Annotated in this window: 19 protein-coding genes and 1 riboswitch; of the genes, 7 read left to right on the top strand and 12 right to left on the bottom strand. The window is 66.8% G+C overall.

Annotated features, from left to right (window positions below; all coding sequences use genetic code 11):
- Positions 1-101: 101 nt before the first annotated feature.
- Positions 102-581 carry a copper chaperone PCu(A)C gene (locus BIWAKO_RS07530; RefSeq protein ID WP_069882259.1) on the top strand — a complete coding sequence of 160 codons (480 nt, stop codon included), beginning with the start codon at positions 102-104 and terminating at the stop codon, positions 579-581.
- Between the two features lie 63 nt (positions 582-644).
- Here BIWAKO_RS07530 and BIWAKO_RS07525 read toward each other — a convergent pair whose 3' ends face one another.
- From BIWAKO_RS07525 to BIWAKO_RS07470, 12 genes are all read right to left on the bottom strand, one after another.
- Positions 645-1,574, bottom strand: coding sequence for a dihydrodipicolinate synthase family protein (locus BIWAKO_RS07525; RefSeq protein WP_069878017.1), 930 nt, complete (start codon positions 1,572-1,574; stop codon positions 645-647).
- 22 nt (positions 1,575-1,596) lie between these two features.
- Positions 1,597-2,283, bottom strand: coding sequence for a fumarylacetoacetate hydrolase family protein (locus BIWAKO_RS07520; protein ID WP_069882258.1), 687 nt, complete (start codon positions 2,281-2,283; stop codon positions 1,597-1,599).
- Between the two features lie 109 nt (positions 2,284-2,392).
- On the bottom strand, positions 2,393-3,067 hold the full coding sequence (thiE, locus tag BIWAKO_RS07515) for a thiamine phosphate synthase (RefSeq protein ID WP_069878015.1): 675 nt from the start codon (positions 3,065-3,067) through the stop codon (positions 2,393-2,395).
- A complete protein-coding gene (locus tag BIWAKO_RS07510) occupies positions 3,064-3,813 on the bottom strand; it encodes a hydroxyethylthiazole kinase (RefSeq protein ID WP_069882257.1) in 750 nt (249 codons plus the stop codon). The genes thiE and BIWAKO_RS07510 overlap by 4 nt, the downstream gene beginning before the upstream one ends.
- A gap of 8 nt (positions 3,814-3,821) precedes the next feature.
- Positions 3,822-5,684 carry a phosphomethylpyrimidine synthase ThiC gene (gene thiC, locus BIWAKO_RS07505; protein WP_069878013.1) on the bottom strand — a complete coding sequence of 621 codons (1,863 nt, stop codon included), beginning with the start codon at positions 5,682-5,684 and terminating at the stop codon, positions 3,822-3,824.
- A gap of 78 nt (positions 5,685-5,762) precedes the next feature.
- A riboswitch (TPP riboswitch) is annotated at positions 5,763-5,867 on the bottom strand.
- A gap of 82 nt (positions 5,868-5,949) precedes the next feature.
- A complete protein-coding gene (locus BIWAKO_RS07500) occupies positions 5,950-6,150 on the bottom strand; it encodes a hypothetical protein (protein ID WP_069882256.1) in 201 nt (66 codons plus the stop codon).
- 108 nt (positions 6,151-6,258) lie between these two features.
- Complete coding sequence (locus tag BIWAKO_RS36590) at positions 6,259-7,173, bottom strand: OmpA family protein (RefSeq protein ID WP_141740013.1); 915 nt, start codon at positions 7,171-7,173, stop codon at positions 6,259-6,261.
- A 1,497-nt stretch (positions 7,174-8,670) separates the two neighbouring features.
- Positions 8,671-9,570: a polysaccharide deacetylase family protein gene (locus tag BIWAKO_RS07490; protein WP_069878010.1), complete on the bottom strand. Its 900-nt coding sequence runs from the start codon at positions 9,568-9,570 to the stop codon at positions 8,671-8,673.
- A gap of 12 nt (positions 9,571-9,582) precedes the next feature.
- On the bottom strand, positions 9,583-11,310 hold the full coding sequence (locus BIWAKO_RS07485) for a dipeptide ABC transporter ATP-binding protein (RefSeq protein WP_069878008.1): 1,728 nt from the start codon (positions 11,308-11,310) through the stop codon (positions 9,583-9,585).
- Positions 11,307-12,185: an ABC transporter permease gene (locus tag BIWAKO_RS07480; RefSeq protein ID WP_069878006.1), complete on the bottom strand. Its 879-nt coding sequence runs from the start codon at positions 12,183-12,185 to the stop codon at positions 11,307-11,309. The genes BIWAKO_RS07485 and BIWAKO_RS07480 overlap by 4 nt, the downstream gene beginning before the upstream one ends.
- Positions 12,185-13,156, bottom strand: a complete 972-nt coding sequence (locus BIWAKO_RS07475; protein ID WP_069878004.1) for an ABC transporter permease — start codon at positions 13,154-13,156, stop codon at positions 12,185-12,187. The genes BIWAKO_RS07480 and BIWAKO_RS07475 overlap by 1 nt, the downstream gene beginning before the upstream one ends.
- 25 nt (positions 13,157-13,181) lie before the next feature.
- Positions 13,182-13,883 carry a creatininase family protein gene (locus BIWAKO_RS07470; RefSeq protein WP_069878003.1) on the bottom strand — a complete coding sequence of 234 codons (702 nt, stop codon included), beginning with the start codon at positions 13,881-13,883 and terminating at the stop codon, positions 13,182-13,184.
- 93 nt (positions 13,884-13,976) lie between these two features.
- Here BIWAKO_RS07470 and BIWAKO_RS07465 point away from each other — a divergent pair, with 93 nt between their 5' ends.
- From BIWAKO_RS07465 to BIWAKO_RS07440, 6 genes are all read left to right on the top strand, one after another.
- Entirely contained in the window at positions 13,977-14,519 is a 543-nt protein-coding gene (locus tag BIWAKO_RS07465) for a MarR family winged helix-turn-helix transcriptional regulator (RefSeq protein WP_069878002.1), read from the top strand.
- Positions 14,520-14,741: 222 nt separating this feature from the next.
- A complete protein-coding gene (locus BIWAKO_RS07460) occupies positions 14,742-16,334 on the top strand; it encodes an ABC transporter substrate-binding protein (protein ID WP_069878000.1) in 1,593 nt (530 codons plus the stop codon).
- A 203-nt stretch (positions 16,335-16,537) separates the two neighbouring features.
- Positions 16,538-17,506, top strand: a complete 969-nt coding sequence (locus BIWAKO_RS07455) for an isoaspartyl peptidase/L-asparaginase family protein (protein ID WP_069877999.1) — start codon at positions 16,538-16,540, stop codon at positions 17,504-17,506.
- Between the two features lie 2 nt (positions 17,507-17,508).
- Positions 17,509-18,546: a ketopantoate reductase family protein gene (locus tag BIWAKO_RS07450; RefSeq protein ID WP_069882255.1), complete on the top strand. Its 1,038-nt coding sequence runs from the start codon at positions 17,509-17,511 to the stop codon at positions 18,544-18,546.
- Complete coding sequence (locus tag BIWAKO_RS07445; RefSeq protein WP_069877997.1) at positions 18,519-19,274, top strand: SDR family NAD(P)-dependent oxidoreductase; 756 nt, start codon at positions 18,519-18,521, stop codon at positions 19,272-19,274. The genes BIWAKO_RS07450 and BIWAKO_RS07445 overlap by 28 nt, the downstream gene beginning before the upstream one ends.
- Positions 19,275-19,400: 126 nt before the next feature.
- Complete coding sequence (locus BIWAKO_RS07440) at positions 19,401-19,610, top strand: cold-shock protein (protein ID WP_043234173.1); 210 nt, start codon at positions 19,401-19,403, stop codon at positions 19,608-19,610.
- Positions 19,611-20,044: the final 434 nt, after the last annotated feature.

Below are 20,044 nucleotides of genomic sequence, written 5' to 3'. Positions count from 1 at the left end.
TTCGTCTCTCCCTCTCGTGTTACGGCCAGCCGGACAGGCCGCCGCAAACCGGGATTTCCGGCCATTCGCGAAAGGCCGCGACCTCTTTCAGGACCATGCTCATGAACAAGCCCGTTCACTACCTCGCCGCGCTCGCGCTCACACTCGCGAGCGCCGCCGCCTTCGCCCATGACTACAAGGCTGGCCCGCTGAAAATCGGCCATCCCTGGTCGCGCGCCACGCCGGCCGGCGCCAAGGTCGGCGGCGGCTACCTTTCGATCGAGAATACCGGTTCGACATCCGACCGGCTGATTGCGGTCTCTGCACCCTTCGCCGGTCGCGGCGAAATCCATGAGATGGCGGTCACCAATGGCGTGATGACGATGCGCGAGCTTGAAAAGGGCATCGAAATCCCGGCCGGCGCCAAGGTCGAGCTCAAGCCCGGCGGCTTCCACATCATGTTCCAGGAGCTGAAGCAGCCGCTGAAGCAGGATGAGCGGGTCAAGGGCACGCTGACCTTCGAGAAGGCTGGTGCGGTCGAAGTCGAGTTCAAGGTCGAGGGGATCGGCGCCAAGGGCGCAGCTGCCGAGCACACGCACTGAGCGCTTGAAGACAAGGCGATGGCCCCCCTCTCGTCGAGAGGGGGGCCATCGCGATTCCGGCTTTCAGAATTTGGCGCGCGGGTCGTGCTTCGCCAGTCGCGCCAGCAGATAGTCCACTTCCGCTTTGGCCGCGGCGGTCAGACCGGCGCCCGGATTGCGCTGGGCGTCGCTGGCCAGGATGCCGCGCTTCATCATCGTGTACTTGCGGACGGCAAGGCCGACACCCTGCTGCTGCTCGTAGCGCAGCAGCGGCAGATGCGCGTCGAAGATGTCATGCGCCGCGTCGCGCTTGCCCTCGCTGGACAGGCGGACGACGTCGATCAGCATTTCCGGGAAGGCATAACCGGTATTGGCGCCGTCGGCGCCGCGCTCCATCTCGAAATCGAGGAAGAGCCCGCCATTGCCGGTGAGAATCGCGATCTTGCGCAGGCTGCCTTCCGCCTGGAACTTGCGCAGCGTCGAGATCTTTTCGAGCCCCGGCCAGTCCTCGTGCTTCAGCATCACGCAGGACGGGTTGTCCTGGACGATGCGGCGGATCACGGCCGGCGTCATCACGACCGAGAGCGTCAGCGGATAATCCTGGATGACGAAGGGAATGTCGCTGCCGATCGCCTCGACGGCCTGGGCGTAATAGCCGACGATCTGGTCGTCGGTGCGCAGGCTCGGCGGAGGGGCGATCATCACGCCACCGGCGCCGAGATCCATCACCTGCCGCGCCAGCGAGCGCATTGCCGCAAAGCCCGGCGCCGAGACGCCGACGATGATCGGCTTGCCGCCCATCTTCGCGACCGCGCGCTTGACGAGGCCGACCGACTCCTCCGGCTCGAGCTTCGGCGCCTCGCCCATGATGCCGAGCACCGTGATGCCGTCAGAGCCGATGCCGGCATAGAAATCGAAGAGCCGGTCGGTGCTCGTCCAGTCGATGGCGCCATCGGGCGTGAAGGGGGTCGGTGCGATGGGATAGACGCCGCGGGCGTCAGGGGTCAGCTGCATGGTCAGGTTCCTTGAAGTCTCTTCAGGCGATCCGGGTGCGGACGGTGCCGACGCCGTCGATGGCGCCTTCCAGCACGTCGCCCTTGACGACGGCCGCGACACCTTCCGGCGTGCCGGTGAAGATCAGGTCGCCGGGAGCCAGAGCGACGAGGCCAGAAAGATAGGCGATCGTCTCCGGAACGCTCCAGATCAGCTTGGCGAGATCGGAGGTCTGGCGAACGCGGCCATTGACCGTGAATTCGATCTTGCCGGCCGCGGGATGGCCGCTCTGGCTCGCCGGCACGATCTCTCCGATCGGGGCCGACTGGTCGAAGCCCTTGCCCATGTCCCAGGGGCGGCCGGTCTTCTTGGCCTCGCCCTGCAGGTCGCGACGGGTCATGTCGAGCCCGGCGGCATAGCCATAGACATGCGAGAGAGCCTCGGACACAGGGATGTCGCGCCCGCCGGTGCCGATCGCGACGACCAGCTCCATTTCGTGATGCAGGTCCCGGGTCTTGCTGGGATAGGGCATGTCGGTGCCGTTGATCACCAGCGCGTCCGCCGGCTTGGTGAAGAAGAACGGCTCCTCGCGGTCGGGATCGCCCCCCATTTCGCGGGTATGTTCGGCATAGTTGCGCCCGACGCAGAAGATGCGGCGCACGGGGAAGAGCCCGCCGCCTGCTACCGGAACCGCGCTGATGGCGGGCGGTTCGATCACATAATTCGTCATGACGCAGCGCTCCCTCGATGTCGTGCCGTTCATGGGCGAGCGACGGGCGCGAAGCAAGGGGCCGGGCGATCGTGGCGGGGCTGCGCGCCCGGCATTGCCGCGTCGCGGTTCAGGCGGATGCGGGAGGTTCAGGCGGCGTCGGCAGCAGCCGCTCGATTGTCGCGCGCAGTGCGCGCGCGGCGGCCTCGACATCGTCCTGCACGAACAGCGCGCCGATCACGGCAATGCCGTCAGCCCCTGCCTCGATGACTGAGGCCGCATTCAACGCCGTGATGCCGGCGATGGCTCCGACCGGGAGCGGTCCCAGTACGCCAGCAGCCTTGCGCCGCAGAGCCGCGAAGCCGTCGAGCCCGAGGGAGGAGCCCGCATTGTCCTTGTGCGCGGTCTGGAAGACGCCGCCGATGCAGGCATAGTCGATCTTCGCCAGGGCCAGCGCCGAGAGTTCGTCCTCATGCTTCAGCGTCGCGCCAATGATGGCGCGGGGTCCGAGCAGGCGGCGGGCATCGTTTGGCTTCATGTCGTCGGCGCCGAGATGGACGCCGTCAGCACCGGAGGCGAGCGCGACATCGACGCGGTCATTGATCAGAAGCGGCACCCTTGTGCCGTGCAGGGCCGAGCGGATGGCCCGGGCCTCGCGCACCATCTCGCGCGTCGTCTCGGTCTTGGCGCGCAGCTGGATCAGGGTGGCGCCACCATCGACCGCGGCGCGCGCCAGGTCGGCCAGCGAGCGCCCGGCCGCGATCTGCGGATCGACAATGCCGTAAAGGCGGATATCAACGCTCACCCGTGCTCTCCCATCCGTTCGCGCAGCGTTGCCTCGTCCATCCCTGCCAGGGCGTCGATCAGGTGCACGGCGAAGCTGCCCGGCCCTTGCGATGTCTCTGCCGCAATCTCACCGGCGATGCCATAGGCTGTCAGCGCTGCAGCGGCCGCGATCGTCGGATCGCTCTCCACCGCGCAGCATGCCGCGATCAGGGCGCCCGCAGCGCAGCCGACCCCGGTGACCTTCGTCATCAGAGGATGGCCATGGGCGACGGAAAACGTGCTGCCGGCGTGCATGATCCGGTCGACCTTGCCGGTGGTGACGAGCGTGAGGTTGCGCTCGCGCGCCGTCTCAAGATCGGCCGCAAGCGCGGCCATCTCGGTCGCGTTGCCGCGCACGACGATGTTCGGCAGGCGCAGGACCTCGCGCGCCACGTGCTGGCGCAGCGGCGAGAGCTCGACGAAGACCGGATCGAAGACGAGCGGCTTTCGTCGGTCGCGCGCCACCTCCAGCAGCTTCGGGATGGCGAGTTCGCTCTCCGCATTGATCGTGCCGATATTGATCAGGATCGCGCCGGCGCCCTCGGCCATTGCCGCGACTTCGTCGACATGGATCGCCATGGACGGAATCGCGCCGAAGGCGAGCAGCATGTTCGCCGTGATGTTCTGCGCCACCGTATTGGTGAGGCATTGCACACGCGGGCGGCTCGCAGCCACCCGCGCCAGCACGCCTGCGACGACCGTCGCGTCGAGGCGGGCTGCGGTCATCGTCGCACTCATTCTGCCGCCGGAAGGTAGAGTTGGCCGCCCTTGGCGAGGAATTCCTGCGATTTCTCCGCCATGCCTTCGAGCGCCGCGCGTTCGTTCTCACCCATCGCCAGCACTTCAGCGCGCAGATCCTGCGTGATCTTCATCGAGCAGAATTTCGGCCCGCACATCGAACAGAAATGCGCGACCTTATGGGCGTCCTTCGGCAGGGTCTCGTCATGGAAGGAGCGCGCCGTATCGGGATCGAGCGCCAGGTTGAACTGGTCCTCCCAGCGGAAGTCGAAGCGGGCGCGCGAGACCGCGTCGTCGCGGATCTTGGCGGCTGGATGGCCCTTGGCGAGATCGGCGGCATGGGCCGCGATCCGGTAGGTGATGACGCCGGTCTTGACGTCGTCGCGGTTGGGAAGACCGAGATGCTCCTTGGGCGTGACGTAGCAGAGCATGGCGCAGCCGAACCAGCCGATCATCGCCGCGCCGATGCCCGAGGTGATGTGGTCGTAACCCGGCGCGATGTCGGTGGTCAGCGGTCCCAGCGTGTAGAACGGCGCCTCGCCGCATTCGCGCAGCTGCTTGTCCATGTTCTCCTTGATCTTGTGCATCGGCACGTGGCCGGGGCCCTCGATCATCACCTGGCAGCCCTTGTCCCAGGCGACCTTGGTGAGCTCGCCCAGCGTCTCCAGCTCGGCAAACTGGGCGCGGTCATTGGCGTCGGCGATCGAGCCCGGACGCAGGCCATCGCCGAGCGAGAAGGAGACGTCATATTTGCGCATGATCTCGCAAATCTCGTCGAAGCGCTCGTAGAGAAAGCTCTCCTTGTGGTGCGCGAGGCACCAGCGCGCCATGATCGAGCCGCCGCGCGAGACGATGCCCGTGACGCGGCTCGCAGTGAGCGGGACATAGGGCAGGCGCACGCCGGCATGGATGGTGAAATAGTCGACGCCCTGCTCGGCCTGCTCGATCAGCGTATCTTTGAAGACCTCCCAGTCGAGTTTGATCGGGTCGCCGCCGACCTTCTCCAGCGCCTGGTAGATCGGCACCGTGCCGATCGGAACCGGCGAGTTGCGCAGGATCCAGGAGCGGATGTTATGGATGTTGCGGCCGGTCGACAGGTCCATAACCGTGTCGGCGCCCCAGCGGATCGCCCAGACCAGCTTCTCGACCTCCTCGGCAGCGCCCGACGTCACGGCCGAATTGCCGATATTGGCGTTGATCTTGACCAGGAAATTGCGGCCGATCGCCATCGGCTCCAGTTCGGGATGGTTGATATTGGCCGGGATGATGGCGCGGCCGCGGGCGATTTCCTCGCGCACGAACTCAGGGGTGACGAATTCCGGAACCGAGGCGCCAAAGCTCTCGCCATCGGCATGGCGCTCGCGCGCGCCTTCGAGCATCGCGGCGCGGCCGAGATTCTCGCGGTGTGCGACATAGATCATCTCGGGCGTGATGATGCCGGCCCGTGCGAATTCGTACTGTGTCGCCATCTGGCCGGCCTTCGCCTCAAGGATCGGTCGTGCGGCCGGGCAGGCGGGAACGAGCTGTTCGGGCGAAATATGGCCGTTATCGGCGGCGGTGACGGCGCGGCCGGGCACGGTCGTGAAGCCGCGCGTATCGAGCCAGGCCCGGCGCGGCTGCGGCAGGCCTGCATTCAGATCGATCGTCACGTCGGTCTCGGTGAACGGACCGGACGGGTCATAGATGCGGACCGGCGGCTCGGAATCGGTGGTGAGCTGCACTTCGCGGAAGGGCACGCGCATCTCGGGATGGTCCGGCGGCGCGACATAGATCTTGCGCGAGCCGATGATCGGGCCGGTCGTCACGCTTTGCGGCGCCGCCTTGACGGTATTCTTCTGTGGCTTGGTATGGGCGTTCATGGGATCTCCTCCTTGGTCCAAGGTTCAGGAGATCCGGGTTTAGAAGCGGTCCAGTCGCTGTCTGCGGGTACAGGTGTGGTGCACGCCGCGTTCCAGTCCCTCCGCCGGTATGACCCGGATCAGGTTCGACGGGTTCGGCGTTGGACGCCATCTCAGCTCTTGCGAGCACCCCTCGGAACGAGGCGGAGGTTAAGGCCGGCGGCTCGTGAGCGCAACCGGCAAGCGGCCGGATGCGGCCCGGCCATGCGGCGCCGGAATGCCGGGTTCAGGCGAGAATGTCGACGTTCTGGCCCTGGCCGGTGGCAAGAGTAGCCTTCTGGGACTCGGCGCTCTGCTGCAGCATATCGACGAGCGCCTGGTCGGACGTCGCCTGCTGCTTCACCATCGCTGTCTGCAGGGTCTGGCGGGTCGAGGCTGCCTGGCTTGCAGCAAAGCTCTGCGCGATCGCGACGGATGTCTCACTCATCATCAACTCTCCTTACGGGAGGTCTTAAGCCGGAGAGCTTGCTTATTCCTGAATCCCCTGATCGGGGAGGCCGGCGCGACGGTCGCCCGCCGCGCCGGTTCAATCGGTTCACTGCGGCTGGTTCTGGCCGGCCAGCAACGGGGTGATGCGTCGGAGCGTGACGCGGCGGTTCTCGCGGGCGGCCTCCTGCGTCTGCACCTTGAGATACTGCTCGCCATAGCCCTGCGTCGTCAGGTTCTCCGGCGGCACCTGGAAATCGCGTGTCAGGATTTCGGCGACGGATTGGGCCCGCCGATCCGAGAGCGAGAGGTTGTCGACATCCGAGCCGACGGCGTCGGTATGGCCCTCGACCAGGAAGACCTCGTTCGGCGCGCGCTGCAGTGCCTGGCTGATCGAGGCGGCAATCACCGAGAGCCGCTGCGCCTGGTTGGGGGTGACCTCCCAGGACCCGGTCTCGAAAGTCACCGTGTCGATATCGACGCTTCGCATGCGGGCGCGCAGGTCCGGCGAGTAGCGGACCTCGTCGAGCGTGTAGCGGCGTGGGATCGCGGCGATCGGCGGGGCGGTGATCGTCTCATAGATCAGGCGCTCATCGGCCTGTTCGGCGTCGACGATATAGCGCTCGCGCGGGATCGGGAGCGGCGGTGGCGGCAGCACGACGACCTCGTCCGAGAAGCGCATGTCCGGGCGATCGCGGCGGGTATTGTCGATCATCACGATCTCATCGCCATCGCGCATGCGCCGGGTCCGGCGGATCAGGCGGCCGTCCTCGTCGGTCACGGTGATGATGCGGCTGCCGTCCGGCCGCTCGAACACGGTGACGTTCTCGTCCCCGTGCCGTTCGGTGCGCCCCTGCCAGCCGAGATCGCGAAAGCGTTCGGTCTCGTCACGGCGGATGATGGCGCGGTCGTCGTCGCGGATGATGGTGCGACCCGGCTCGCGGATGATCGTGACGTCGCCCTCGCGGCGCTCCTCGCGGCGCCCGCGGACATCATCGAGGCGGGTCGCGCCCTGCGTCGCCATGATGCCGCCGAGCACGCCTACGCCCAGGCCGATCGCAGCCGCGCCACCGAGGCCGATGCCACCGCGACGGCCCTGCCGGTCAGGAGGGGGCAGCTGCGCGGGGCCGGCTGCTGGAGGCTGGCCGCCCGGAGGAGGCGCGAGCGTCTGGCCTGGCTGCGGCGGAGCAACTGCGCCGGGCGCGCGACCGCCGGGGGGCGGGGCGAGCGGGGCTGTTGCCGGCTGCTGAGCGGGGAGGGGCGCCGGAGCCTGACCAGGCGTTGCTGAAGGCGGCTGACCGCCTGGCGGCACACCGGGGGCGCGACCACCCGGAGGCGGGGCCAGCGGCTGGGTCACGGGCGGTTGGGCTTGCGGGGCGGTGCCTGGAACCGGCGCTGGTGTCGGGCGAGCCGCCGGGGGCTGGCCGGGAGCCGTCGCTGGCGCCTGGCCAGGCGCACGACCACCCGGAGGCGGCACCAGCGGCTGGGTGGCAGGCGGCTGAGCTTGCGGAGCAGTGCCTGGAACTGGCGCCGGTGCCGGCCGAGCCGCCGGGGGTTGGCCGGGAGCCGTCGCTGGCGCCTGGCCAGGAGCGGTCACAGGCGGTTGGCCGGCTGGCGGCGCGCCGGGCGCTCGACCGCCCGGAGGTGGCACCAATGGCTGGGCTTGCGGAGCAGTGCCTGGAATCGGCGCAGGCGCCGGACGCTGCACCGGCGGCTGGCCGGGTGCTGGCGTCGAAGGCTGACCGGCGGAGGGTGGCGCACCGGGAGCGCGCCCTCCCGGAGGCGGCGTCAACGGTGCGGTCGCGGGTGGCTGCGCCTGCGGTGCGGGACTTGGACGGGCTGCTGGCGGCTGCCCGGGGGGCGGGACGGGCGGCTGGGCGCGCGGCGGCACGGCCTGGGGCTGGCTGGGCTGGGCTGGCGGAGCCGGGCGCGGTACCGCCGGGGTTGGCGCAGGCGCAGAGGGCGGGGGGGCTGGTTGCGGCCGCAGGGCTGGTGGGCGGCCGGGTTCGCCGGCGCCCGGCGCGACGCCCGGCGGCACGGCGCGCGGCATCTGTGGCTCGCGGCGCGGTTCAGGCTGCGGCGCGGCAGGTGGGCGTGGCTGCGCGGGTGGCGCTGCGCTTGGCGCCGGAGGCGCAACCGGCCGCTGGATCGCCGGCGGCGCCCCGGGCGCTCCGGGAGCGGGCCGCGGGCGTTCGGCCCCAGGCGGGCGCGCCTCGCCGGGCGCGGCTGGCGCCCCCGGGGGGCGAGGCCGGCGTGGCTGTCCGGGCTCTTCGTCCGACGGCACAGGAGCCTGCGCTAGTCTCATCGGTGCCTGCGCCGGTTCGACCGCGAAGCCGCCATGCGACAGGGTCAGGCCGGGAAGGACAGTACCGATCAGAAGCCAGTTTTTCGTGCGCGTCATGAGTTCCGTTTCCGTTTCAGTGGCTCGGGCTATCAGCGCGCTTACGCACTGAACCCGCCATGAACCGAAAACGGCCGAAATCGGGCAGGGTTCCTCCCTGCCCGAGCCGCGTTGTGCGAGCTAAAGCCCGGCCTCGGCCTTCACATAGCGCGCAATCTCGGCGTGGCTGGCAAACCAGCAATCGCCCTTCGCCTTGGCATGCCGGATCAGCTCCTCGAGGATCCAGATGCGCGAGCGGTAGGTGATGACATGGGGATGCATGGTCAGCAGGAAGAGCCCGCCTTCCTCATGAGCGCGGTCGAATTCGCGGCGGAAGATGTCGAATACGGCTTCCGGCGCCGTATAGGGCCGCAGCGCCTGGAAGCGGTTCATGTTGAAATAGACCGCATCGTCGCGAATCCATTCGACCGGGAGCTCGACTATGCCCGTCGGCTCGCCCTTCTCGATGATCTCGTAGGGGTCGTCATCGGCAAAGAGCGAGGAATCGTAGAGCAGGCCGAGTTCGCGCTCGATGCTCAGGGTCACTTCCGAAAAATCCCAGGACGGAGTGCGCATGCCGACCGGCCTGACGCCGGTGATCTTCTCCAGCGTATCGGCTGAGCGCAGATGCAGCTCGCGCTCGGCCGCAGGCGGCACGGCGGTGTTGACCTCGTGGATCCAGCCATGCAGGCCGATCTCGTGGCCTTCCGCGATGACGCGGCGTTGCTCGTCGGGATAGAGCAGGGCGGTGACCGCCGGCACGAAGAAGGTCGCCTGGATCTGTTCCTTCGCCATCAGGCTGAGGATGCGCGGCATGCCGACGCGGTTGCCATACTGGCCCCAGGAGAGGCGGCCGACCGATTTGCCGCCATCGCGCAGTTCGTTCGTCTCGTGATCGACATCGAAGGAGAGGGCGACGGCGCAGCGCGCGCCGTTCTTCCATCGGGCCGGCTTCAGGTTGCGGCCCGCGCGCACGCGCTCGACCTTGCCGCGCCAGACCTCCTCGGGCCATTGCCAGGGTTCGAGAGCAGGTTCGGTCATGGCAGGTGTCCTTCAGGCTGGCGGGGCGGTCGGCAGGACCGGCACGGCGGCCAGGAGCCTGCGTGTGTAGTCGTGACGCGGATTGTCGTAGATCTGACCCGCTGGCCCCTCTTCGACGATCTTGCCGCGATACATGATCGCGACCCGGTCGCAGAGATGGCGCACCACCGAGAGGTCGTGCGAGATGAAGATCAGGGTCAGGTTCAACTCGGCTCGCAACCGCATCAGCAGGTTGATGATCTGTGCCTGGATCGAGACGTCGAGCGAGGCGACCGGCTCGTCGCAGACCACGACATCTGGCTGCATGGCGAGCGCACGCGCGATCGCGACGCGCTGGCGCTGGCCGCCGGAGAATTGATGCGGATAGCGGCTGGCGAAGGCGGGATCGAGCCCCACGGCGGCGAGCCATTGCCGGACATAGTCGGCCGCCCCCGCCCGAGTGACGATGCCATGGGCGATCGGCCCTTCGGCAATGCTGTCGCCGATGCTCATGCGCGGATTGAGCGAAGCGAACGGGTCCTGGAAGATGGTCTGGATCCGGGTCGTGTTCTTGTGCGGCCGCGCGCCGCCGCCCATCACCGGCTCGCCCTCCAGCCGCACCGTGCCGGAATTCGGCGCGTAGATGCCGGCCGCCATGCGCCCGAGCGTCGATTTGCCCGAGCCCGACTCGCCGACGAGGCCGAGCGCCTCACCCCGCGGGACGGTCAGGCTGACGGAATCGACGGCCTGGATGCCACGGCTTGGCTGCGACAGCCCTAGCTTCTGGCCGAGCAGGCGCAGGAGGCCGGGCGGGGTCTGGAACAGCTTGCTGACGTCCTGAATGACGAAATAGGAGGCGTCCGCCTTCGATCCACGCGACGCTGAGGCGCCGGAGGTGCGTGCCGGCGGCGATGCATCGGGGACACCGCCGCCCCGGGCGAGGAAAGTGCCCGGCTTGGCGCGGGATGGTAGCGAATCGAGCAGGGACTGGGTGTAGGGATGCTGGGGCCTGGTCAGCACGTCGAGCACCGGCCCGGTCTCGACGATCCTGCCATGACGCATCACGCAGACGCGGCTGGCGATCGAGGCGACTGTCGCCAGATCATGGCTGATCCAGATCAGTGCCGTGCCGAGCTCCGCCACCAATTCCTTCATTTCGGCCAGGATCTCGGCCTGGATCGAGACATCGAGCGCCGTGGTCGGTTCGTCGCAGATGATCAGCTTTGGCCGGTGCAGCAGAGCGATGGCGATGGCGACGCGCTGGCGCATGCCGCCGGAGAACTGATGCGGGTAGAAATCGACCTTCGCCTCGGGCTCTGGAATCCTGACCTGGGCAAGCGCCGCGATGGCGCGCCTGCGCCCTTCTTCGGCCGAAACCTTCTCATGGGCTTCCAACGCCAGCAGGATCTGGGCGCCGATCGTCAGGACCGGGTTCAGCGTCATCAGCGGGTCCTGGAAGACCATCGAGATGATCTTGCCGCGAATGGCGCGCAGGTCGCGGGACGGCAATCCGATCAATTCGCGCCCTTCGAGCCGGATCGAGCCGCTCTCGATTTTTCCCGGCGGGTCAATCAGTCCGATGATCGAGAAACCCGTGATGCTCTTGCCGGAGCCGGATTCGCCGACGAGGCCCATGACCTCGCCGCGCTTCAGCGAGAAGGAGACGCCGTCGACGGCTTTCACAACGCCGGCACGGGTGTGGAAATGCGTCGCGAGGTCACGGACCTCGAGCAGCGGCACTGCCTCGGCCGAGCCACTCATCGCCTGAGCCTCGGGTTGACCTGGTCGCGGATCTGGTCGCCGACGAGGTTGATGGCGACGATCAGGATGATCAGCGCGACGCCGGGATAGATCGAGATCCAATAGCGGCCTGACATCATGTACTGGAAGCCGTTGGAGATCAGCATGCCGAGCGAGGGCTCGGTCACCGGCAGACCGACGCCGAGGAAGGAAAGCGTCGCTTCGAGCGCAATCGCATTCGCCACCTGCACTGTCGCGACCACGATCAGGGGCGGCAGGCAGTTCGGCAGGATATGGCGCCAGACCACCCGGCGCGCCGGTAGCGGCGTCGAGAAGGCGGCCTCGACATAGTCCTTGCCGCGCTCGGCCGCGGCTGCGCCATGGGCCGTGCGGGCAAAATAGGCATATTGCGCGGCCGCGAGCGCCGCGATGAGCTGGAATTTGCCCTGGCCGAGCACGGCCGAAATCACCAGCGCGAGCAGGATCGCCGGGAAGGCGAGCTGGAGATCGACGATGCGCATGATGAACGCTTCCCAGCGGCCACCGAGATAGGCGGCGGTGATGCCGAGCGTGACGCCGACCGTGAAGGCGAGCGAACCGGCGATCAACCCCATCTGCAGCGAGATGCGCAGGCCGTAGAGGATCGCCGAGAACAGGTCGCGGCCCTGCGCGTCGGTGCCGAGCAGATGGGTGAAGCCGCCGGAGCCGACATAGCCCGGCGGGCGGCGCGCATCTGACAGGGTGAGATTGGCGAGATCATAGGGATCCTGCGGCGCGATCCAGGGCGCAAGGAGCGCCACGCCGATCATCAGCACGACGACAATGAGGGCTGCGAGCGCCACCTTGCTCTCGCGGAACTCGTTCCAGAATCGGGCGAGGGGCGAAGCCTGCTTCATTACGCGCGCGCCTTTCTCAGGCGCGGATCGAGCGCGACATAGGTCAGATCGACCAGGAAATTGATGGTGATGAAGACGAAGGCGACGAGCATCAGATAGGCGACCATGACCGGTCGGTCGAGCGAGGTGATGGAGTCGATGATCAGCTTGCCGATGCCGGGCCAGGAAAAGATCGTCTCGGTGACGACCGCGAAGGCCAGCGTCGAGGCGAATTCGAGCCCGAAGACGGTGACGATGGGGATCGCGATCAGGCGCAGCACATGCCGGCGCAGGACGGTCCATTCCGAAAGTCCGGCGGCTCGGGCAAATTTCACCGTGTCGGTCAGCATCACCTCACGCGTCCCGGCCCGGGCCAGCCGCGTCATCAGGGCGAGCTTGAAGAAGGCGAGGTTGAGGGCCGGCAGCAGCAGGTGGCTGAGCCCGTTCAACGTCAGAAAACTCCACTCGACGCCGAAAAGCGAAGCGGTCTCGCCGCGGCCGCCGGCAGGCAGCCATTGCAGCTCGACGGCGAAGGTGATGATCAGAACCAGGCCGATCCAGAAGGTCGGTACGGAGAAACCGAGGATCGAGATCGCCATGATGATCTTGGCGAGCAGGCTGTCGGGCTTGTAGCCGGCATAGATGCCGGCCGGAACGCCGATCAGGGCCGCTCCAAAGACGGCGGCCAGCGTCAGTTCCAGCGTCGCGGGCAGGCGCGACAGGATCAGTTCCAGCACCGGCATGCCGAAGACGAAGGAACGGCCGAAATCGCCGTGGAGCACACGCCCGAGGAAGGTGAAATACTGTTCCCAGAGCGGTCGATCGAGCCCGTAGCGGGCAATCGTCTCGAGTCTCATCTCCTGGCTGACATCGGGCCCGATCAGCACGTCGATCGGGTTGCCGATGGCGTAGACGCCGACGAAAACCAGCGCCGACATGACGAGCATCACCAGCAGCGCCTGGACGATGCGCCCGAGGATGTGCCCTAGCATCTGACGAAGCGCCTGGCGCCTGCGGTCACGGCCAGTTCTCCGCGATCACCGCCCGTGTCTCCTCGACGCCGACCTGCCAGAGGCTGAGCATCTCGTTGTCGGAGCGCTGATAGCGCCCGTGGAAATTGCCGTCGCCCAGAATCTCGCGCTTCTTCGCCGGGTTCGATGCCTGATAGAGTGCGCGGTCGAAGGGCGGCTTCACCGCATCCGGCATGGCGACGCCGTCGAGCCGGGTCCAGGGGAAGTTCTCCATCCAGGAGGCATGCGAGGCGGCGGGGTCGACCGCCTTCACCGCCGCCTGGAAGCGCGGCCCTGCCCACCAATCATGCAACTTGACGCTGGCATCGGGGCGGCGGCCCATCCACTCCGTGCAGAAGGTCATCACGGGTGCGTTGCCGCCATGGCCATTGACCAGCACGATGCGGCGGAAACCGGAGCGGTAGAAACCCTCCAGCATATCCTCGATCAGCGCGACATAGGTGCTCATCCGCAGCGAGACGGTGCCGGGGAAGGCGACGAAACCTGGCGTCATGCCATAGGCCAGCACCGGAAAGACGGGTACGTTCAGCGGCTCGGCCGCGTCGCCTGCCACTTTCTCTGCCAGAATCGCGTCGGTGGCGAGGCTCAGATAGGCGTGCTGCTCGACACAGCCGAGTGGCAGCACGCAGCGGTCATCCCGCTGGGCCTGCGCTTCGATCTGCATCCAGTTCATCTCGGCGACACGCACGGCCCGTTCCTTGCTTTTCTCCGGCAGTGCGCCATCCTTGACTCCCAGTCAGAACGTCGTCAAGTTCCATTTGGAACTAAACGGGAGCTCATCATGCGCCGCGCCCCCACATCACTTTCGCGTCTCGACCATGAGCGCGAAGCGGCGTTGCGTGATCTCGACCCGCTCACCGTCACCAAGCTCTGGGACAATCCCTGCTGGCTGTCATTCCGGCTGAACTTCGTCGCCTTCCGCTTCAACGACCCGGTCTATCGCTGGATCGAGACCCGCTACGGCCTGGTCCGCCCGGAATTCGTCGCGCTCTACGCAGTCGGCCTGAAGGAGGGGGTGGCTGCAAAGAACATCGTGGCGTCGTCGGGCTTGCCGAAGAACACGCTCAGCCGCGCCATCCAGAAGCTGCTGACCCGGCGCTTGCTGAAGCGCGAGACGGACCGGGACGACCTGCGCAGCTTCGTGCTGCGCCTGACACCAGCAGGACGCGCCATTTTCGAGGAAACCATGCCGCTGATGGTGAAGCAGCAGAGCGCCATGCTCTCGGCCTTGACCGAGGCCGAGCAGCGCCAGCTTTGCGAATTGATGGACAAGCTCGTCATTGCCTCTCCGGTGTGGCCGGCGGATCTCGATCCCCAGTCATAGACCGGGTCGGGCGAAGCGTTCTTCCAAAGAGTTGCGGGATGGTGGTGGGTCTTCACTGCTGCACCGCGCCAATTCAGAACAACAGTCGAGTCAGGATCGCCTAATCAAGTGACACCACGGCGCCTCGCTGCGTGGGCCGACTGCCACCGCCGAGGCGACACAATAAACCAGCGGGAGAGCCGAGATATCGGCCCTTACCGAAACAAAACAGGGGAACTCGTCATGAAGCTTGCCACGACCGCCCGCATCTTCGCACTCGCGGCCGCACTCAGCGCCTCCGTCTCCGGGGTCGCCCTTGCGCAGACGCTCACCATCGGCGTTCGCGCCGGCCCGGAATCGATCGATCCGCATTTCACCGCGACCGGCACCCATGCCGAAGCGCTGAAGCATGTCTTCGACACGCTGACCTGGTCGGGCGACAAGCTGCAGATCGAGCCGCGGCTCGCGACGAGCTGGAAGGCGATCGAGCCCGCGGTCTGGGAGTTCAAGCTGCGCCCTGGCGTCAAGTTCCATGACGGTTCCGACTTCACCGCCGAGGATGTGAAATTCTCGATCGAGCGCATCCCCGTGGTCGCCGGGCCGAACCCGACCACGATCTATGTGCGCCGCGTCAAGGAGGTGAAGATCATCGATCCGCTGACGGTCCATATCGTCACCGACGGGCCGGCTCCGAACCTGCCGAACGACTTCATCCGCCTCTTCATCGTCTCCCACAAGGCGGCCGCCGGACTGACCAAGGACAACGCCAACGAGGCCTTCAATACCGGCAAGGCCGCGGTCGGCACCGGCCCCTACAAGTTCGTCTCCTGGACGCCGAAGGACCAACTCGTGCTGGAGCGCTTCGACGGCTATTGGGGCGAGAAGGAGCCTTGGGCCCGCGTGCTGCGCAAGGAGCTGCCGAACGACGCGGCCCGCGTCGCCCAGCTCAAGGCCGGGCAGGTCGACATCATCGTGCGTGCGCCGGCATCCGATGTGCCGACCCTGAAACGCGACTCCAAGCTCGCGGTCACGACGGTCGACACGGTCTACGTCTTCAACATGGAGCTCGACATGCGGGACAAGTCCCCGCAGGTCAGCGCCAAGGATGGCTCGGCCCTGCCGAAGAACCCGCTCCAGGACGTCAAGGTGCGCGAAGCGATCGATCTCGCCATCGATCGCCCGGCCCTGGCGGAGATTGCGATGGAAGGTCTCGGCTCGCCGGTGAACCAGCTCGTGACGCCGGATATCGCAGGCTACAACAAGTCGCTGCCGCCGCTGAAGCCTGACCTCGCCAAGGCCAAGAAGCTGATGGAAGAGGCCGGTTACGCCAACGGCTTCAAGGTCGCCTTCTCGTTCACCAATGATCGCCTCCCCGGCGACCGCCAGGTCGGCACGTCCATCGCCCAGATGCTGGCGCGGATCGGCATCGAGGTGAATGCCAATGCCCAGCCGGGCGCGGTCTTCTTCCCGGCCCGCCTGCGCGGTGATTTCTCGATGTCGATGTCCGGCTGGGGCACGCTGACCGGTGAGTCCAACTACACGCTTTCCTCGGTGGTGCACTCCAACGATCCGGCCAAGAAGCTCGGCGCCTTCAACGTGCTGGGCTACAAGAACGCCGTACTCGACAAGCTGATCGAGGATGCGGCGGTCGAGATGGATGAGGCGAAGCGCAACAAGTTCCTCTCCGATGCCAACGCCATCGTCGCACAGGACCGGCCGCGTCTGCCGATCGTCGCCGTCGGCTCGGCCTGGGCCATGCAGAAGGACAAGGTCGTGATCAAGCCCCGCGTGGATGAAGACACGCTCGCCATGGACATCAAGCCCACCAAGAAATGAGGCTTCGGCTTCGGTCGCCCGGTTCCTGCAACGATGCAGGAACCGGTATAAAAACGCGCCGGACGAGTATCGGGCATGCGTGGAGAGACTAGCCGCAGGGCCAGCAGGTGGGGTATGTGCCCCGCCGCCTGCTCTCCCCTTTCCCGACTACACGGTTCGACCTCTCCCACTGCGGGAGAGAGGGAAACGCACCAGGATTACCCATGACAACCTCACCTATTGCCCTGGCCATTCATGGCGGTTGTGGCACTTTGCCCAAGGCCGAGATGACCGAAACGGAGTGGACCGAGGCCAAGGCGGATCTCGCCGCCTCGCTCCGGGCCGGCTGGGCCGTTCTCAGCAAGGGCGGCTCGGCCGTCGATGCGGTCGAGGCCGCGGTGCTGGTGATGGAGAATTCGCCGCATTTCAATGCCGGCCACGGGGCCGCGTTCAACGCGGATGGCGAGCATGAGCTCGACGCCTCCATCATGGATGGCGAGACGCTGGCCGCCGGCGCCCTCTGCGGCGTCAAGCGCATCCGGAACCCGATCGGCGCCGCCAAGGTGCTGATGCGCCGCGGCGATCCGCTTTTCCTGGCCGGCACGGCCGCGGACAGCTTCGCCGAGTCGGAGGGGCTCGACATGGTCGAGAACGAGTATTTCTCGACCGAACGGCGCCGCAAGAATCTGTCCTCGATGAAGATCCGCGAGCTCGTCGGCACCATGTCCGAAGCAAGCGAGGCCGAGAAGCACGGCACGGTCGGCGCGGTCGCGCTGGATGCCCAGGGCCATCTCGCTGCTGCGACCTCCACGGGCGGCTACACCAACAAGCCGGCCGGCCGTGTCGGCGACTCGCCGATCATCGGTGCCGGTACCTATGCGCGCGACGGGCGTTGCGCGGTCTCGGGTACGGGCAAGGGCGAATATTTCATCCGCTACTGCGTCGGGCACGAGATCGCCTCGCTGATGGCCTATGCTGGCCTGAGCCTCGAGGAGGCGACCGCCCGGGCGATCGCCGAGCTCACCAAGCACAGGATCGGGGCTGGCCTGGTCGCGATTGGCGCCGATGGTAGCATCGTCGCGCCCTATAATTCCGCGGGCATGTATCGTGGCTGGGTGACGCCTGATGGCTTCATCCATGTCGCGACCCATGGCGATGTCGAAGTCGCCGGCCAGCTCGAGGCGGCTGCGTGAGCATGCCTGAGCCGATCGTCATCTGGGGCGCGGGCGCGATCGGCGGCACGCTTGGAGCCTATTGGACGCGCGCGGGCATTCCTGTCCTGCTCGTCGATGTCGTCCCCGAACATGTCGAAGCCTGCCGGGCGACGGGCCTCACGATCAGCGGGCCCATCGAGGAGTTTCGCCAGGTCGTGCCCGCGGTGACGCCGGCGGAGCTGACAGGAACCTACAAGCGCATCGTGCTCGCGGTGAAGGCGGGCGCCACCCAAACGGCACTCGACGCGCTCGCCCCGCATCTGGCCGAGGACGGTTTCGTGCTCTCTGCCCAGAACGGCCTTAACGAACTTGCCATTGCCAGGCACGTCGGCGAGGCCCGGACCATGGGTTGCTTCGTCAATTTTGGCGCGGACTGGCACGGGCCGGGCGAGATTCTCTACGGCAACCGCGGCGCTGTCGTCGTGGGCGAGATCGATGGCGCGATGACGCCGCGCGCCCTGGAAATGCACAAGCTGATGCTGCTCTTCGAGCCCGACTCGGTTCTGACCAGCAATATCTGGGGTTATCTGTGGGGCAAGCTCGCCTATGGAGCGATGCTGTTCGCCACGGCGCTGACGGATGATTCGATGTCGGCGAATTTCGCCGATCCGAAGCGGCTCGCCGTCTGGCTCGAACTCGGGCGGGAGGTCGGCGCGGTCGCGGCGGCGCGTGGCGTCTCCTCGCTCGGCTTCGGCGAGTTCGATCCGATGGTCTTCGCGCCGGGTCGGCCGGAATATCCGCAGATCGCGGCGATCGCCTGGCTCGCCGACTACACCTCGAAGACGGCCAAGACGCATTCCGGGATCTGGCGCGACCTTGCCGTGCGCAAGCGCAAGACCGAGGTCGATCCCCAGATCGGCATCATCGCGCGCCTCGGGCGCGAGGCCGGCATTCCGACCCCGACGATCGAGACGCTGGTGAGACTGGTCCACGAGGTCGAGGACGGCGAGCGCCCACTCTCCTTCGATACGCTGAAGGTGCTGATCGACCAATGCAACTCCGCTTCGACAATCGCGTAGCCCTCGTCACAGGCGCTGCCCAGGGCATCGGCCGGGCCATCGCAACCGCCCTGGCTCGGTCCGGGGCTAGGGTGCATCTCGCCGATATCGATGCCGAGGGGGTCGCAAGAACCGCAGCCGAGATCGGGGCCAGGTTTCATGCCGTCGATCTCGCGACGCCGGACGCGGCGCGCGATCTCGTCGGCAAGATCTCGACCGGAAACGACTCGCTCGACCTGCTCGTCCATGCGGCGGGCGGGGTACGCGGCCAGATCGGCCGGCCGATCGAGGAGATTCCGGAAGCGGACTGGCGCACCATTTTCGCCGCCAATGTCGATGCCGCCTTCTTCCTGGCGCAGGCCGCAGCACCGGTGATGAAGCAGGCCGGTTATGGCCGCATCGTCACCATCTCGTCCGGTGCGGGGTTGCGCCCGAGCCTCACCGGCATCCAGGCCTATGCCAGCGCCAAGCACGCGCTGGTCGGGCTGACGAAGCAGCTCGCCTGGGAGCTCGGCCCGCACGGCATCACGGTGAACTCCGTCGCGCCCGGCTTCGTGCGTTCCAATCCGGCAACGGAACGGCAATGGCAAAGCTATGGCGAAGTCGGCCAGAAGAAACTGGTCGAGAGCATCCACACCCGACGCCTCGGTACGCCCGAGGACATCGCCAATGCCACGCTGTTTTTCCTGAGCGAACAGGCCGGCTGGATCAGCGGCCAGGTGCTTTCGGTCGACGGCGGCCGCTCCTGAGCATTGGGGCGTTTTGCGGGCGCCGACGCGGTTTTTAACGGCATCATTGCCACATGCGTATTTTCGACCCTACAGTGTTCCCGGGCTGGCATGAGCCAACCTGAATAGCGACTGAAGGAATAGCACGTGAGCACGGGTACCGTGAAATGGTTCAACGAGACCAAGGGCTATGGTTTCATCACCCCTGACGCGGGCGGAAGCGATATTTTCGTCCATATCAGCGCTGTCGAGCGCTCGGGCCTGCGCGGCCTGAACGAAGGCCAGAAGATCAGCTACGATCTCGAGGCCGATCGCAAGACCGGCAAGTCCTCGGCGGTGAACCTCAAGACGGCTTGATCTCCGCCTTCTGCGGGAGGGCGATCGGCGGCGTCACCTCCCGAGCCAAAGCGAATCTCTATCTCTCTATCCGGACTGAAGACGATTCCCGGCATGCCCGTCGCCCCAAGGCGGCGGTAGAAAGGACCAGGGCCAGCCCGAAAAAGGCCGGCCCTCCCGATACCCATCCAGAGCTTGAACAGCTCCCGCCTCGTCTGATGGGCACGGATGTAATCCCAGTCATAGCTCACGCCGAGGCCTGGCCCCGAGGGCACGGGAAAACAGCCATCCTTGTCGACACCGTCGAGCTGGTCGCTGTACCCGCAGGTGTAGACCGACGGCACGGCGTCGGGGCGATCCGGGCCGACCAGCGCAAGTTCATGGAAATTGGTGGTACGCGTCGCGGCCATGCAGTGGCGATGCGCAGGCCCGTAGGCGTGGATCTCGACGTCGAC

The organism is Bosea sp. BIWAKO-01, from assembly GCF_001748145.1.
Taxonomy (GTDB): domain Bacteria; phylum Pseudomonadota; class Alphaproteobacteria; order Rhizobiales; family Beijerinckiaceae; genus Allobosea.
This window is presented reverse-complemented; position numbering and strand designations above follow the sequence as displayed.

Coding starts and splice junctions, on each gene's coding strand:
- BIWAKO_RS07530 (WP_069882259.1), top strand. CDS start 102: ATGAACAAGCCCGTTCACTACCTCGCCGCGCTCGCGCTCACACTCGCG.
- BIWAKO_RS07525 (WP_069878017.1), bottom strand. CDS start 1,574: ATGCAGCTGACCCCTGACGCCCGCGGCGTCTATCCCATCGCACCGACC.
- BIWAKO_RS36590 (WP_141740013.1), bottom strand. CDS start 7,173: ATGGCGACGCAGGGCGCGACCCGCCTCGATGATGTCCGCGGGCGCCGC.
- BIWAKO_RS07500 (WP_069882256.1), bottom strand. CDS start 6,150: ATGAGTGAGACATCCGTCGCGATCGCGCAGAGCTTTGCTGCAAGCCAG.
- BIWAKO_RS07475 (WP_069878004.1), bottom strand. CDS start 13,156: ATGCTAGGGCACATCCTCGGGCGCATCGTCCAGGCGCTGCTGGTGATG.
- BIWAKO_RS07480 (WP_069878006.1), bottom strand. CDS start 12,185: ATGAAGCAGGCTTCGCCCCTCGCCCGATTCTGGAACGAGTTCCGCGAG.
- BIWAKO_RS07485 (WP_069878008.1), bottom strand. CDS start 11,310: ATGAGTGGCTCGGCCGAGGCAGTGCCGCTGCTCGAGGTCCGTGACCTC.
- BIWAKO_RS07510 (WP_069882257.1), bottom strand. CDS start 3,813: ATGACCGCAGCCCGCCTCGACGCGACGGTCGTCGCAGGCGTGCTGGCG.
- BIWAKO_RS07520 (WP_069882258.1), bottom strand. CDS start 2,283: ATGACGAATTATGTGATCGAACCGCCCGCCATCAGCGCGGTTCCGGTA.
- BIWAKO_RS07445 (WP_069877997.1), top strand. CDS start 18,519: ATGCAACTCCGCTTCGACAATCGCGTAGCCCTCGTCACAGGCGCTGCC.
- thiC (WP_069878013.1), bottom strand. CDS start 5,684: ATGAACGCCCATACCAAGCCACAGAAGAATACCGTCAAGGCGGCGCCG.
- BIWAKO_RS07460 (WP_069878000.1), top strand. CDS start 14,742: ATGAAGCTTGCCACGACCGCCCGCATCTTCGCACTCGCGGCCGCACTC.
- BIWAKO_RS07450 (WP_069882255.1), top strand. CDS start 17,509: ATGCCTGAGCCGATCGTCATCTGGGGCGCGGGCGCGATCGGCGGCACG.
- BIWAKO_RS07455 (WP_069877999.1), top strand. CDS start 16,538: ATGACAACCTCACCTATTGCCCTGGCCATTCATGGCGGTTGTGGCACT.
- BIWAKO_RS07490 (WP_069878010.1), bottom strand. CDS start 9,570: ATGACCGAACCTGCTCTCGAACCCTGGCAATGGCCCGAGGAGGTCTGG.
- BIWAKO_RS07465 (WP_069878002.1), top strand. CDS start 13,977: ATGCGCCGCGCCCCCACATCACTTTCGCGTCTCGACCATGAGCGCGAA.